This is a genomic window from Streptomyces sp. NPDC096012 (genome assembly GCF_040426375.1).
In the GTDB taxonomy this organism is placed as follows: Bacteria; Actinomycetota; Actinomycetes; order Streptomycetales; family Streptomycetaceae; genus Streptomyces.
This window is the reverse complement of sequence record NZ_JBEOTD010000029.1, coordinates 67,507-81,059: the sequence shown is the minus strand read 5'-3', so window position 1 is coordinate 81,059 and position 13,553 is coordinate 67,507. Positions and strand designations below refer to the sequence as shown.

The following is a 13,553-nucleotide window of genomic DNA, read 5'->3' as shown; positions in this document are numbered from 1 at the left end:
CCGTCACATACGCGCGTTGGTCAGGCGGGTGAGGGGACCGTACGTGTGCCGCTCGGCCCGGCGGCCCATCGCGTACGACGCGGCGGTCAGCGCGGTGAGGCCCGCGCCCACTCCGGCGACGACCACCTTACGGTGGGCGACCACCGCCCAGGCCGTCCTGGCCGTGGCCGCGACCTGGCCCGAGGCCGTGATCAGCGCCTGCCGGCCCGACTCGACGCCCTGGGCCGCCGTGCGGGCGGCCGCGCCGGCCGCCCCGGCCGCTCGATCGGTGCCGGACTTCGCGGCCGACACCGCGTCATCGGTGGTCGCCACGGCCTTCTTCGCCGCGCGTCCGGCCGGTGCCGTCGCCTTGTCCGCCGTCTGCCGTGCCTTCGCGGCCGTCTTGTCCTCTGCTGCGGACTTGCGGCTCGTCTCACTGTTCGGTTCAGTCATGGAGTTCGCGTTGCCCGACCCGGTCCGGGCAAACGCGGAAACCCGGATGGCATCGACGCGCCTGCGGGATACGGTCGGGCCATGACCGAGTTGCAGCGGCTCCATGCCGGCCATGCCCAGGCGGTCCTGGCGTTCGAGCTGGCGAACCGAGCCTATTTCGCCGCATCCGTCTCCGACCGCGGCGACGACTTCTTCGCCCGGTTCGCCGAACGGTACGACGCCTTGCTGGCCGAGCAGGAGGCCGGCGTCTGCGCCTTCCACGTGCTGGTCGCCGAGGACGGCTCGGTACTCGGCAGGTTCAACCTGGTCGACATCGAGGACCACACCGCACAACTCGGCTACCGGGTGGCGCAGCACGTGGCCGGGCAGGGTCTGGCGACCGCCACCGTCCGGGAGTTGTGCGCGGTGGCGGGGGCGCGGTACGGCTTGCGCACGCTCAGGGCGGCCACCGCGCACGCGAACGCCGCCTCCCGGAAGGTGCTGACGAAGGCCGGGTTCGTTCCCCTCGGCCCGGCGGACCCCGCCGATCTCGGAGGCAGGCCGGGGACCTGGTATCGGCGCAGCGTCCAGCAGGCGTACGACTCGTCCCGTGACGACGGCTTCAGCGGGTAGCGGAAGGGCGACGCGAGGAAAGTCCGCGCAACGCGCCGGTCCGACGGACTCCACGGCCTCCGGGGCCCGGTGCGACGAACTCCATGGCCTCCACGGCCCACTCCGACGGACTCGGCGGCCTCCGCGGCCTCCACGGCCCACTCCGACGGACTCGGCGGCCTCCGCGGCCCGGCCCAACGAACTCCACGGCCTCCACGGCCCGCTCCGACGGACTCGGCGGCCTCCGCGACCCGCTCCGACGGACTCGGCGGCCTACCGGTTCGGGCGCGCGCACGGTCCCGGTCACTCACGCAGTGCCTTGCTGAGGAACGCGCCGACGACGATCAGGGCCACGCCCAGCCACCAGGTGTTGTCGAAGACGAGCACGGCGATCCCTACCGGGATGAGCAGGCCGGCCATGGGCAGCAGCAGGCCGGACAGCCGGGGCTGATCGGGAACCGGCAGCCCTTGCTCGCGCCGGGCCCGGGCGCGGACCACGTCGGGGTACCAGGCGGTGAAGCGGAGGGCCACGACGATGGCCAGGATCTGGATGATCCAGCCGGTCCAGATGTTGTTCGGGTTGTGGAGGACGAGGTCGCCGTAACCGCCCACGAGGGCGGCGACCAGGAACGCCAGCCCCCACACCCCGGTGATCATGTAGTTGGCCCGCAGGAACGCGGGTGTGTGCCACTGGGCCGGGTCGACCTGCTCGCGGGCGTACTGGAGGGTGAACGGCGTCCCGGCCGCCATCGATCCGAAAGCGATCAGGACGAGGGCGATGTTCGACACCTCCCCGGAGTACACCTCGAGCCAGCGCAGCGTGCCGGCGTCCGCCAGTCCGCCGATGACAGCCAGGCCGGCGAAGAAGACCAGGTCGGCCAGTTCGAGAAGTTTCCAGGAGCTGCCCCGGTGCACGAGTCTGCCGAGGGACACGAGGACAACGGTGCACGCCAGGGCCAGCGCGACCGCGATCTCGAACCGGCCCGGTCCGACCAGCAGGGAGAAGACGATCCACGGGGCCATCCCGACGATGGGGCTTTCCAGGAGCCGGCCGGAGCCGGTGGCCGCGACGGTACTCATGTTTCCAGAGTGGGCACGGTGCACGCGGGCGGCCACTCGCGCGTTCCCCTGCGCCGACGGGATCCTGCGCCAGGGGCAAGCTCGCGCGCCGCTCGCCCGCGAACTCGCCTCGCCCGGCGCGTCCCGGAAGTCCCCCACGGCGAAAGACCCCCGCCGCCCGGACCGGTGTCCGGACGGCGGGGGCGCTTCGGGCGCTTCACCGGGTTCCTCACGTGCGCGACGGTGCCCGACCGGTTCAGTCCTGGTCGACGTGCTCCCGAATGATCTTGCGGGTGGTCGCGTCGATGTCGAAGGTCGTCTTCTTCCAGTCCTTGAGCGTCACGACGTCGACGGACCACTTCGGCGCACCGTTGTCGGAGGTGCCGAGTCCGATCGAGGTCACGGTGCCCTTGATCTTGTCCGTGGCGGTCTGCGCGGCCTGCTGGGCGGTCACGGTGGCCTTGCTCAGCCGGTCGGCCACCTCGTGCTTGTCGTCCTGGTCCTGCTGGGCCTGCGCCTGCCCGGCCTTGCCGGTGACCGCGTCGACGCGGACGGAGTGGACGGCTCCGTCGGCGGTGGCCACCTCGGCCTCCCAACCGGGGCTGTCGGCCGGACCCTTGAGATCGATCGAGAGCGGTTTCGCCTTCTGCACCGCCGCCGTCGCGGCGCTCAGCGCCTTGACATAACCGACCTTGACCTTCGCAAGGAGTGCCTTCCGCCTGGCCTGGTCCTCCGTGAGGGTGCTCCCGCTCGCCGAGGCCGACGAAGACGTCGTCGCAGCGGAGGACGAAGTCGCCGGGGCGGAGGGCGGCGAGGCGGTCGGGGCCACCTGGGCGGCCTCGACCGCACCGGTCCCGGCGGCGCTGGTGTCGCCCTTGCCGCAGCCCGTGATCAGGGCGCCCGCCGCGGCCGCGACACACACCAGGCCGACGCCCCGCGAGACCGGCGGACGTATACGCTGCGCAGTCGTACCATCTCTCTTTGTCACCATATGGGCACGTTAAGTGAGTTTTTCACCCTCGGCCACTTGGCGGTCCCACGGTCGGCGCAGCGCAGGCGCCTCAGAACCTGGGCACGGCGGACCGGGCCTGGACCAGCTCGGCGGCCTCCGCCTCCGTCTCGACGGAGGGCGGGGACCCGGCCAGGGGTTTGTTGGCGGTCTCCCGCATGCACAGCACCGCGATGACGCCGACGACCGCCGCGGCCGTCGTGTAGTAGGCCGGCATGAGGTTGGTGTGGAAGGTGCTGATCAGGGCGGTGACCACCAGGGGCGTCGTGCCGCCGAACAGCGAGGTGGCGAGGTTGTACGCGACCGAGAGCGAACCGTACCGGACGTGGGTGGGGAAGATCGCCGGGAGCGCCGCCGACATCGTGCCGAGCATCATCACCAGGGAGAGGCCCATCAGAAGCAGGCCCAGGGTGATGAGGGCGACGCTGCCCTGCCGGATGAGGAGGAAGGACGGCACGGAGAGGAAGAGGAAGCCGAGCATCCCCGCCATCAGCAACGGTTTGCGCCCGAATCGGTCCGAGAGGCGTCCGACCTGGTTGATGACGCACATCTGGACGATCATCACGATGAGCAGGATCAGCAGCCCGCGGTTGGTGCCGTAGCCGAGTTCGTCGGACAGGTACGTCGGCATGTACGACAGCAGCAGGTAGTCCGTGATGTTGTACGCCGCGACGAGCGCGAGGCACAGCACCAGCGGCCGCCAGTAGCGGGTGAAGATCTTGCCGAGGTCGGCGGCGGCCGAGGTCTCCACGGCGTCGGCGGCCTCGCTCGCCTTGGCCTGGCCGCCCTCCAGCTTCTGGAAGGCGGGCGTCTCGTCCAGCTTGAGCCGCAGATAGAGGCCGATCAGCCCGAGCGGGGCCGCGACCAGGAAGGGGATGCGCCATCCCCACTGCAGCATCTGGTCCTCGCTGAAGACGCTGGAGAGGATGACGACGAGGCCGGAAGCCCCGACGTACCCGGCGAGCGTGCCGAACTCCAGGAAGCTGCCGAAGAAGCCGCGGCGCTTGTCGGGCGCGTACTCCGCGATGAACGTCGAGGCGCCCCCGTACTCCCCGCCGGTCGAGAAGCCCTGCACCAGCCGGAAGAAGATCAGCAGGGCGGGGGCCCACAGGCCGATGGCGGCGTGCGAGGGGATGAGGCCGATGGCGAAGGTACCCACCGCCATCATGATCATGGTGATGGAGAGGATGCTCTTGCGGCCGATCTTGTCACCGAGCGGCCCGAAGACCATTCCGCCGACGGGCCGCACGAGGAACGCCACCGCGAAGGTGGCGAAGGAGCCGAGCAGCTGGGCGGTGTCGCTCCCCGAGGGGAAGAAGACCTTCCCGATGGTCGACGCCAGGTAGCTGTAGATCCCGAAGTCGTACCACTCCATCGCGTTACCGAGGGCCGCGGCCTTGGTGGCGCGCTTCACCGCCGCCTCGTCGGTCACGGTGATGTCGCTTCGCCGAAGCTTCGGGTTGCGTCGCCTCTCGATCGCGCGGAACAGCACCCTGTGGCGTCTGACCGCGGCGAGATCTGCCGACTCGTCGTTGTCGGTCGCCGTCATGTCTTGATCCTTTCGCCGGTCGTCTTACCCCTGCACAGTTCTCGCCACTTCAAACTGACCCCTTCGTACGGCACCCGGCCGGTCACCGAGAGCGACGAACGACGCACCCGTGTTCCTGCGTCGCCGCGGCACTCGCGGGCACGGGCGGCGGGCGTCCGGGGCGGACTTCCCGCCCGGGTGTCGCCGTCACACGATGCGGTGTGTGCCGTCGTCCGGTGCGGGAACCTGGTTCGCCCGGGGACCTGCCCGGTGAGAGGAGTCCGAGCGAGTGACTGCGTCGGCGTCGGCGGCGGGCGGCCGGAACACGGGCGCCCAGGAGAGCGGGTACGAGCCGGACCCGCAGCGGTGGCGGGCCCTGTGGGTCACGCTCGTGGCGGGCTTCATGAGCCTGCTGGACGTGACGATCGTCGCCGTCGCCCTGCCGACCATCCAGCGCGAACTGCACGCCTCCGCCGCGCAGGTGCAGTGGGTGGTGTCCGGGTACGCCCTCACCTTCGCCCTCGCCCTGGTCACCGCGGGGCGGCTCGGCGACGCCCTGGACCGGCGGCGCATCTTCCTGCTGGCCCTCAGCGGCTTCGTGGTCTTCAGCGCGGCCTGCGGGGCGGCCCCCGACATCACCCTGCTGGTGGCGGCCCGCCTCGCCCAGGGCCTGGCGGCCGGTTTCATGGCCCCGCAGAACTCCGCACTCATCCAGCAGATGTTCCGGGGCGCCGAACGCGGCCGGGCCTTCGGCCTGTTCGGCGCGACCGTCGGCATCTCCTCGGCCGTCGGCCCGATCACCGCGGGTGCCATCCTCACCCTGGCCTCCGGCGCCCAGGGCTGGCGGTGGATCTTCTACGTCAACGTCCCCATCGGCATCCTCGCGGTCCTCCTGGGCCGCCGGCTGCTGCCCCGCACCCGCCGGTCCGGCCGGGGACACGTGGACGTGCCCGGCATCCTCCTCCTCGGCCTCGGCGTCCTCGCGCTCATGTACCCGCTCGTCCAGGCGGACTCCGGCGGTATCGGCCGAGTGTGGTGGCTGTTCCCCGCCGGCGCCGCGATCCTCGCCGGGTTCGCCCGGTGGCAGCGCCACCTCGTCGCCCGGGGGGCCGAGCCGCTGCTCGACCCGCGCCTGTTCACCACCGTGCGCGGCTACGCCGTCGGCGCCGGTGTCGGCACCCTGTACTTCATCGGCTTCAGCGGGGTCTGGCTGGTCTTCGCCCTGTTCTACCAGCGCGGCCTCGGCTTCTCCCCGCTGCGGTCCGGTCTCGCCGTGACTCCCTTCGCGCTGGGCTCGGCGATCGCCGCCGTGGTCGCGGGCCGGCTGGTGGACCGGTTCGGCCGGCTGCTCACCGTGTGCGGTCTGACGGGCGTGATCGTCGGCCTGGGCGGCACCGCGCTGCTGCTGCGGTTCGCGCCGCTCGGCACCGCTCCCTGGATGGCCGCCCCGCTCCTGTTCCTCGGCGGCATCGGCGGCGGCTTCGTGGTGTCCCCCAACATCACCATGACCCTGCGAGACGTGCCCGTGCACATGGCCGGCGCGGCCGGCGGCGCGTTGCAGACCGGGCAGAGGCTCGGCGCCGCGGTGGGCACCGCCGCCCTGCCCGGCCTCTTCTACCTGGTGCTCGGCAGGAGCAGCGACTACCGCGGTGCCGTGGTCACCGCGCTGGCCGCGGCTCTCGTCGGCATGCTGGCATCCCTGGCCCTCGCGGCCTTCGACTGGCAGCGGGACAAGCGGAAACGCCCGCCGAACCGCAAGTGCCCGGACGAAGTCGCCAACAGCCCGGTGCACGCACGCCAGACGTGAGACAGCGGGGCGCGGGCGCGGGCTCCAGAGGTCGCGCCCCGCGCTACCGCACATCCACAGCCCACGAGCCCGCCGGCTCACCGGGCCGCGAGCGCGCGAGGCGGCCGGCGGCGTTCCGGGCGGGCGGACAGCGGACCCACCCGGCGCTCAAGTCGGGTCGGAGAGAGCCGAGTCGAGTTGGGCCGAGCCGGGACGGACGCGATCGGACCGGGCCGGAGCGGAATGACTGCTTGCTCTTTGGGCTTCGACGGGGCGTGTTGTCGGCCAATGTGGAGGCCGCGCCCGGCCCGCCACCGGCCGCGGTGCCGGATGATCGCCGACGGGGTGACCGGGGCCGGAGGGGAGGGGGCGCGCCCGCGGGTGCGAGCGCTTTCCTTTCGTACCGCAACGCACGGCCGTCGGCCTCGCGGGACCCGCGCGCCGATGCGGGTGACACCACGCGGGCGTGCGGCCTTCGCCGGAGTGAGCGACGGTGTCCGGTAGCCGGACGGCGGAGTCCGGACACCTTGAAGTGCGCTGTCGCGAAGCGCCGCGCCGGTGCCCGGCAGCCCGTGGGCGGGGGCTGCCGCGGCGCCCCCGCGCGGGAGTGGTCGCAGGCAACGGCCAAGTCGACTGTTGGCCAACTTGGGCGTACCGGACGGGATCGAGGCGACTGCCGGGCCCTTGTTCCCCCGGCGCCGGGGTGATTAGGCTCCGGCTCACTTTCGCACTTCGCACACATTTTCCACACATGACGGCCGGTTTCCGCGTACGCCGTGTGCTTTCGCATGCCTCCGCCGGTCACCTCCGGCGGCGGCCACCGTGCGTTTCAAGGGGGGTGGGGGAGATCGACGCGTCGGGCGTACCGCGGCGGGTGGACGGCGGGTCGCCGCCCTCGCCGGTGGCCGTCGTCCCGCGGCGGACAGCAGGGGCCGGCACGGGCAGCCGCCGCGACACGGCCGTGCTGTGGTGCGTCAACGCCGTGGACGCGCTCGGCAGTCAGGCCTCCGGGCTGGTCTTCCCGCTCCTGCTCCTCGACCTGGGTCACGGCCCGGCAACCGCGGGCGCGTTCGCCAGTGCCGCCGCGATCGCCGGAGTACTGCTGGGGCCCCTGATCGCCGTGCCGGCCGACCGGGGCCACCGGCGCGCCCTCATGACCGCGTCGGCGGTGCTGGCCACGCTGGCCATGGCCGGGCTGGCCACGGCCTGCCTGCGCCATCCGCCGCTGTGGGTCCTGCTGGGGCTGGCTGTCACCGAGCGGCTGTCCGCGACGGGGTACGAGGCGGCGGCGCGCGGTGCGCTGTCCCGGCTGGCGGCACCGGAGGACATGCCGCGGGCCGTGGCCGGCGTCCAGGCGGGCGATCAGGCGGCGCTGGTGCTGGGACCGGCACTGGGCGGGGTCCTGTTCGGCGTGAGCCGCTTCCTGCCGTTCGCCGTCGACGCGGTCACCTACGCGGTGACGGCCCTCGGGACGCGGGCGATTCGCAGTCACCTCGACGCGCCCCCCGTGTCCGCGCCCGTCCCGTCGGCTGCCGCCTCGGCCGCGGCCGCCCTGTCCGCACAGCCGTCGCGCGTGACCGCCGAACCGCCGTGCGGCACCGGGGCGTTACGGCGGGTCACGGACGAACTGCGGGCCGGTGTGCGGGTGGTGGTCCGCTCCCCCGTGCTGCGCCTGGTGCTGTGGTGGTCCTCGGTGGCGAGCGGAGTGCTCGCCCTGCTCTTCTACGCCGCCGTGTTCGTGATGGGCGGCCGGTCGGGCGGCGCCGTGACCGGGGGCGTGCTCGCGGTCTCCGGGGCGGCGGGACTGGCCGGCTCGCTGGTGGCGGCCCCGGTGGTACGGCGGTTCGGCGCACACCGGTCGCTGGCGGCGGCCACCTGGCTGCTCCTGCCGCCGTGCGCGGCGCTGTCGGTGGCCGGAGGGCCGTGGGCGTGGGCCCTGTGCTTCTCCGCGCTGTGTGCGGTGCTGCCCGTGGTGACCGTCGTGCTCGGGTCGGCGGCCGTGCTCGCCGCACCGCGGGAACTGCAGTCGCGGACCGGCGCCGTACTGGCGGCCGGTGCCGCCACGACCGCCGCCCTGGCACCGGTGTGCGCGGCCGCCCTGGTCGGCTGGGGCGGGGGCCGGGCGCCGGCCCTGTGCTGCGGGGCCGTCCTCGCCGTACTGGCGGCGCACACCCAGCGCTCCGCGGCCGCCGTGCTGCGCCCAGCCGTGCCGGCGGACGGACCCGGGCGCACCGGCCCGTCGACGAGTGCCACACCGGGAGAGCGCCCATGACCGATTCCTACCAGGTGTTCCTCGCCGCCCTGCCCGACGTGTGCCCGGCCGACCGGCGCCGCATGGTCTTCACCGCGGACGCCGCCGGACGCTGCGAGGTCTTCACGTGGGACGCGCAGAGCCGCCGGATCCGGCAGGTGACGAGCAGTCGGGTGGGCACCGTGCACCGGGCGATCGACGCCGACGGGTACGTGTGGTGGTTCGACGAGAACGCGTCGGGCGAGGGCCGCTGGTGGTTCCAGCACTTCGAGGGCGGCCCGCGGTTACCGGGACTGCCCGGAACCCCGGCCGGACTGCCCCGCGGGCTGGCCGTGACCGCGGACGGGACGGTCGCCGCGGCCGTCGCCGGACGGCGGCACACCGTGCTGACGACGGGCCGGCGGGGCCACGTCCCTCGCGAGGTGCTGCGTACGCCCCGGCCGTGCCGGCTGGCCGGCGTCAGCCCGGACGGCGAACTGATCGCCCTGGCCTCGTCCGCCGACGACGCGGTGGCCGTCTCGGTCGTCACACGCGATGGCCGGACCGTCGCCGATCTGCCCGGCCCCGGACTGTGGTGCCAGGGCTTCCCGTCCTCGCCCGGTAACCCCGAGCTGCTCCTGGTGCGGGACCTCGGAGACGCTTACGCCCTGGCCACGTGGACGGCGCGGCACGGTCTTCGCACCCACCACTGGTGCACCTTCGACACCGAGATCAGCGCCTGCTGGTACCCGGAGGGCCGCGAGGTGCTGGTACGCCAGGACCGCCACGGCCGCTCCCTGCTGCACCGCGTCGTCCTCGGATCCAGGCACCGCGGCCTCGTACCGACGCCCTCCGGCACCCTGCTGGACGCGGCCCCGCGGGCCACCGGAGCGGTCGACTACCTGTGGACCGCGACCGCCCACCGGCCGGTCCTGCGGGCCACGGACGGCATCGCCCTGCCACCGGCGGGGCCCCAGGTCGTCGTCCCCGGCCGGCACACCGACCGCTGGACGCCCACGGCGTCGGGACGCGTGCACAGCCTGCTGAGCCTGCCCGGGCCGGCCGGCGGCACGCCGCCGCCGGCCGTCTTCCTGGTCCACGGCGGTCCGGCCGACCACGACCGGGACGCCTACGACGGCACGGTGCACTCCCTGGTGGCCTCGGGGTACGCGGTCGTCCGCGTCAACTACCGCGGCTCCACCGGGTACGGGCCGCGCTGGCGGCGCGCCTTCCCGGCCGGAGTGGGGCACACCCAGGTGGAGGACCTGGACGCGGTCCGGGCCGATCTCGTCTCCCGCGGGCTGATCGCCGGCGACGCCGTCGCGCTGTGGGGGGTGTCCTGGGGCGCCTACCTGGTGCTGCTCGCCCTCGGCAGCCGTCCCGGGCGGTGGCAGGCCGGCGTGGCCGTCAAACCGGTCGCCGACTGGGCCGCGGCGCACCGGGCGACCACACCGGCGCTACGGGCCCTGGACGTCCGGATGTTCGGCGGCACCCCGGACGAGGTGCCCGAGCGCTATGCCGGCAGCTCGCCCCTGACCTACGCGTCCTCGGTCACGGCGCCGCTGCTCGTCGTCGGCGCCGACCGCGACACCAAGTGCCCGCCCGGGCAGATCCGCGCCTATCTCCGGGCGCTGACCGCCGCGGGCGTACCCCACGAGGCCATGTGGCTCGACACCGGCCACGACGGCTACGACGGCGCGGCGCACGTCGCCGTGCTGCGCCGCGCGCTGTCCTTCCTGCGCGCGCGGCTGCCGCGACCGGCGCCCCGCGCCCCCGGACGTCCTCCGGCACCGGCCGGAGGGCCCCGGCCCCGCTGAGGACACAGCGGGACCGGGTGTGCACAGCACCACGCCACTCACAGAAGGAGAAGCACCGTGCAGAAGGACATCATCCACAACGACCCGCTCGCGGGCGACGAGCAGAACCGCAGGCCCGGCATCGGCATCACCATCACCGTCCCGTTCCGCAACGCCGACGAGGGCGACGACAACGAGGAGTGACCCACCGTCCGGCCGGTCCGCGTACGTGCGGGCCGGCCGGGCTCGCCTCCCTCCCGGCCGTCATCCCGCGCCCTCATCCAAGGAGCCGTCCGTGCGCGTTCTCCTCCTCAACATGCCGTGGTCGCCCATCGACCTGCCCTCCCTGGCCCTGGGCATCCTCAATCGCAGTGTCGACGAGCGCGTCGCGGGCGCGACCTGCGAGGTGCTGCACGCCAATCTGGAGTTCACCGACTGGATCACCCGGCGCACCGAGTTCACCGCGGAGGACTACGAGTACTACGCGCTGTCCTCCTACTTCCTCGGCTGCGGCGACTGGGTGTTCTCCAGCGCCCTGTACGACGACCCCGCCTGGAAGGACGCCGAGTTCACCGCGGCGATGGATGGCAGGCTGCGCTCCTCGCGGATGCGGATGACCCGGGAACTGCACGCGGTCGTGCCGGAGTTCGTGGAGGAGATCGCGCGGCGGGTGGCCGAACTCGCCCCCGACGTGGTGGGCCTGACCTCCACCTTCCAGCAGAACACCGCCGCGCTGGCCGCGGCCCGGCACATCAAGCGGCTCGCTCCGCGGACCGTGACGGTCATGGGCGGCGCCAACTGCGACGCCGAACAGGGTGCTGCCGTGCACCGGAACTTCCCCTTCGTCGACTTCGTGGTGCGCGGTGAGGGCGAGGACGCCTTCCCGCGGCTGCTGGAGGCGCTGCGCGACGGCGCGGGCGACGGCGCGACGGCCGGGATCCCGGGGCTGTGCCATCGCGAGGACGGCGCCTCGGTCGCCAACCCGATGCCCACCGGCCCGCTGCCACCGGCGGCGATCCTTCCGCCCGACTACAGCGGCTACTTCGAGCGCCTCGCCGCCTCCGTGGCGCGCAACTGGGTGGAGCCGAAGCTGGTGGTCGAGGGCGCCCGCGGCTGCTGGTGGGGCGAGAAGCACCACTGCACCTTCTGCGGTCTGAACGGCTCGTTCATGCAGTTCCGCAGCAAGAGCCCCGACACCTTCTACCGGGAGATCATGGACCTGGCCGAGCGGCACCGCGTCCTCGACATGTACGTCGTCGACAACATCCTCGACATGCGGTACCTGACCAGCGTGCTGCCCCGGATCATCGACAGCGGTTACGACCTGCGCATGCACATCGAGATCAAGGCGAACATGCGCCGCCCGCAGCTGCAGGTCCTCGCCGACGCCGGGCTCATCTACGTCCAGCCCGGCATCGAGAGCCTCAACAGCAGAGTGCTCGACCTCATGGACAAGGGGGTCAGCGGCTGCCAGAACGTCCGGATGCTCCGGGACGCGGCCGAGACGGGCCTGTCGGTGTCCTGGAACTACCTGCACGGCTTCCCCGGGGAGACGGCCGAGGACTACGACCCCGTCATCCGGCAGCTGCCCGCGCTCGAGCATCTGGACCCGCCGGTCGACCTGTCCGCCAGGATCGCCATCGAACGCTTCAGCCCCTACTTCAACCGGCCCGAGCTGGGCTTCACCGGGCTGCGCCCGGAGGAGCACTACCTCTTCACCTACGACCTGCCGGAAGAGGAACTGCACGGCCTGGCCTACGTCTTCCAGGCACCCGAACGCGGCATCGGCGAGGACACGGTGAGCGGGCTGAACGACGGCATCGCCGCGTGGAAGAAGCACCACACCGACTCCCGGCTCACCCACACCGACCTCGGTGACGAGATCGTCCTGGTCAGCCGGCGGCGCTCGTTCGAGTGGCGGACGCTTCGCCTCACCGACCCGTTCGGCGTCGCGCTCTTCCGGCTCCTGGACCAACCGCACTCCCCCGCCGCCCTGCACCGCAAGGCCACGGCGGACCCCGCGCACGCCGGCCGGACCCCGGAGCAGGTGCAGGCGCTCCTGGACGAATGGACGGCCCTGGGGGTGACCTTCACCGACGCCGGCCAGTACGTGCACATCGCGCCCGCGTCGGTCAACCAGGACCTGCTGCGCCTCGACTACATGAACCACCTGTACGCCCGTCCCGCCTCCGAACCGGCGGCGGGTTCCGTCACGACGGGCCGCCCCGCTCCGGCTCCCGCGCTGCCCTGAACCCCGCCGAGGGCCGGCGCCGCTCCCGCGTCCGGGCTTGCTCCCCGTCAGGTCTCACCGCCCGCACGCCGCCGCACACCTGGCGGCCAGTCCCAAGGAGCCACGCCATGCCAGCCAGTCCACCGCCCCCGGCCGTCCTGGCCTGGCGCGACCACGACCCCCTCGCCCGGACGCTGACGGGCATGTCCCTGGGCCGCATCCCGCTCGCCCCGGAACCCGGCGCCGCCGAACGGCTGTGGGGCATGGGCGCGCGCCGGGCCGAACTCGACCGCCCGGTGGACCTCGCCACGCCCGGCCGGGCCGCCGCCCGGGCCGCGGTCGACCGGCTCTGCCTGGTCCGCGACCTCACGGCGCGGGCCGTCCAGGTCGACTGGGACCTGCGCCTGCCGGCGGACCGGGCCGAACAGACGTGGAAGGTCCTGTCACACCTGCAGCCGCCCCGAACCGTCACCGGCCCCGCAGAGGCCGAAGCCGCCCTGCGGGCCTGGCGGACCCGGCACTACCTGTGCAAACTCGTATGGCGTCAGGGGCCGGGGTTCCTGCAGATCCGCGACCGGCGCTGGGGCGACCTGCGCCGCTTCACCGCCGACGACCCCCGTTACCCGGCAGCCGTCGCCCGGCTCGACCGGGGCGCCCACCTCACCGAGGTCGCGGGCGACATAGTGGAGGAACTGACAGCCGAGCACCTGGTCCTGCGAGCGGACGACCTCGTCTGGTGGCTGCCGTACCGCGTGGCCCGATGGCTGCAGGAGGCCATGGCCGTCTAGGGCGGGCACGGGCCGTCCAGGGGCATGGGCCGTCCAGGGAGGGCACGGTGGTCGACGGCGGGCACGGTGGTCGACCGCGGAGACGGTCGTCGACGGCGGGCACG

General features: G+C 73.2%; 11 protein-coding genes. 7 read left to right on the top strand and 4 right to left on the bottom strand.

The window, feature by feature from the left end; all coding sequences use genetic code 11:
* Window positions 1-3: 3 nt before the first annotated feature.
* On the bottom strand, window positions 4-432 hold the full coding sequence (locus tag ABVB68_RS25450) for a hypothetical protein (RefSeq protein ID WP_353603450.1): 429 nt from the start codon (window positions 430-432) through the stop codon (window positions 4-6).
* Between the two features lie 81 nt (window positions 433-513).
* Between ABVB68_RS25450 and ABVB68_RS25445 the strand changes: the two genes are divergently transcribed.
* On the top strand, window positions 514-1,044 hold the full coding sequence (locus ABVB68_RS25445; RefSeq protein WP_353603449.1) for a GNAT family N-acetyltransferase: 531 nt from the start codon (window positions 514-516) through the stop codon (window positions 1,042-1,044).
* Between the two features lie 282 nt (window positions 1,045-1,326).
* Here the strand turns inward: ABVB68_RS25445 and ABVB68_RS25440 are convergent, their stop codons facing one another.
* From ABVB68_RS25440 to proP, 3 genes are all read right to left on the bottom strand, one after another.
* The gene (locus tag ABVB68_RS25440) at window positions 1,327-2,103 is read right to left on the bottom strand and encodes a hypothetical protein (protein ID WP_353603448.1); all 777 of its coding nucleotides are present in this window, start codon (window positions 2,101-2,103) and stop codon (window positions 1,327-1,329) included.
* A gap of 235 nt (window positions 2,104-2,338) precedes the next feature.
* Window positions 2,339-3,004: a PepSY domain-containing protein gene (locus ABVB68_RS25435; RefSeq protein ID WP_353603447.1), complete on the bottom strand. Its 666-nt coding sequence runs from the start codon at window positions 3,002-3,004 to the stop codon at window positions 2,339-2,341.
* Window positions 3,005-3,143: 139 nt separating this feature from the next.
* Window positions 3,144-4,640, bottom strand: a complete 1,497-nt coding sequence (gene proP, locus ABVB68_RS25430; RefSeq protein WP_353603446.1) for a glycine betaine/L-proline transporter ProP — start codon at window positions 4,638-4,640, stop codon at window positions 3,144-3,146.
* Window positions 4,641-4,908: 268 nt separating this feature from the next.
* Between proP and ABVB68_RS25425 the strand changes: the two genes are divergently transcribed.
* The 6 genes from ABVB68_RS25425 (at window position 4,909) to ABVB68_RS25400 (ending at window position 13,449) form a co-directional block, all read left to right on the top strand.
* Window positions 4,909-6,426 (top strand): MFS transporter, encoded by a 1,518-nt coding sequence (locus ABVB68_RS25425; protein ID WP_353603445.1) that lies wholly within the window; start codon window positions 4,909-4,911, stop codon window positions 6,424-6,426.
* Window positions 6,427-7,243: 817 nt separating this feature from the next.
* Entirely contained in the window at window positions 7,244-8,677 is a 1,434-nt protein-coding gene (locus ABVB68_RS25420; RefSeq protein WP_353603444.1) for an MFS transporter, read from the top strand.
* Window positions 8,674-10,452 carry a S9 family peptidase gene (locus ABVB68_RS25415; RefSeq protein ID WP_353603443.1) on the top strand — a complete coding sequence of 593 codons (1,779 nt, stop codon included), beginning with the start codon at window positions 8,674-8,676 and terminating at the stop codon, window positions 10,450-10,452. The genes ABVB68_RS25420 and ABVB68_RS25415 overlap by 4 nt, the downstream gene beginning before the upstream one ends.
* 57 nt (window positions 10,453-10,509) lie before the next feature.
* Window positions 10,510-10,635 (top strand): hypothetical protein, encoded by a 126-nt coding sequence (locus ABVB68_RS25410; protein ID WP_353603442.1) that lies wholly within the window; start codon window positions 10,510-10,512, stop codon window positions 10,633-10,635.
* A 91-nt stretch (window positions 10,636-10,726) separates the two neighbouring features.
* The gene (locus tag ABVB68_RS25405) at window positions 10,727-12,682 is read left to right on the top strand and encodes a RiPP maturation radical SAM C-methyltransferase (protein ID WP_353603441.1); all 1,956 of its coding nucleotides are present in this window, start codon (window positions 10,727-10,729) and stop codon (window positions 12,680-12,682) included.
* 107 nt (window positions 12,683-12,789) lie between these two features.
* The gene (locus ABVB68_RS25400; RefSeq protein ID WP_353603440.1) at window positions 12,790-13,449 is read left to right on the top strand and encodes a DUF5825 family protein; all 660 of its coding nucleotides are present in this window, start codon (window positions 12,790-12,792) and stop codon (window positions 13,447-13,449) included.
* Window positions 13,450-13,553: the final 104 nt, after the last annotated feature.

Coding starts and splice junctions, on each gene's coding strand:
- ABVB68_RS25415 (WP_353603443.1), top strand. CDS start 8,674: ATGACCGATTCCTACCAGGTGTTCCTCGCCGCCCTGCCCGACGTGTGC.
- ABVB68_RS25400 (WP_353603440.1), top strand. CDS start 12,790: ATGCCAGCCAGTCCACCGCCCCCGGCCGTCCTGGCCTGGCGCGACCAC.
- ABVB68_RS25450 (WP_353603450.1), bottom strand. CDS start 432: ATGACTGAACCGAACAGTGAGACGAGCCGCAAGTCCGCAGCAGAGGAC.
- proP (WP_353603446.1), bottom strand. CDS start 4,640: ATGACGGCGACCGACAACGACGAGTCGGCAGATCTCGCCGCGGTCAGA.
- ABVB68_RS25445 (WP_353603449.1), top strand. CDS start 514: ATGACCGAGTTGCAGCGGCTCCATGCCGGCCATGCCCAGGCGGTCCTG.
- ABVB68_RS25440 (WP_353603448.1), bottom strand. CDS start 2,103: ATGAGTACCGTCGCGGCCACCGGCTCCGGCCGGCTCCTGGAAAGCCCC.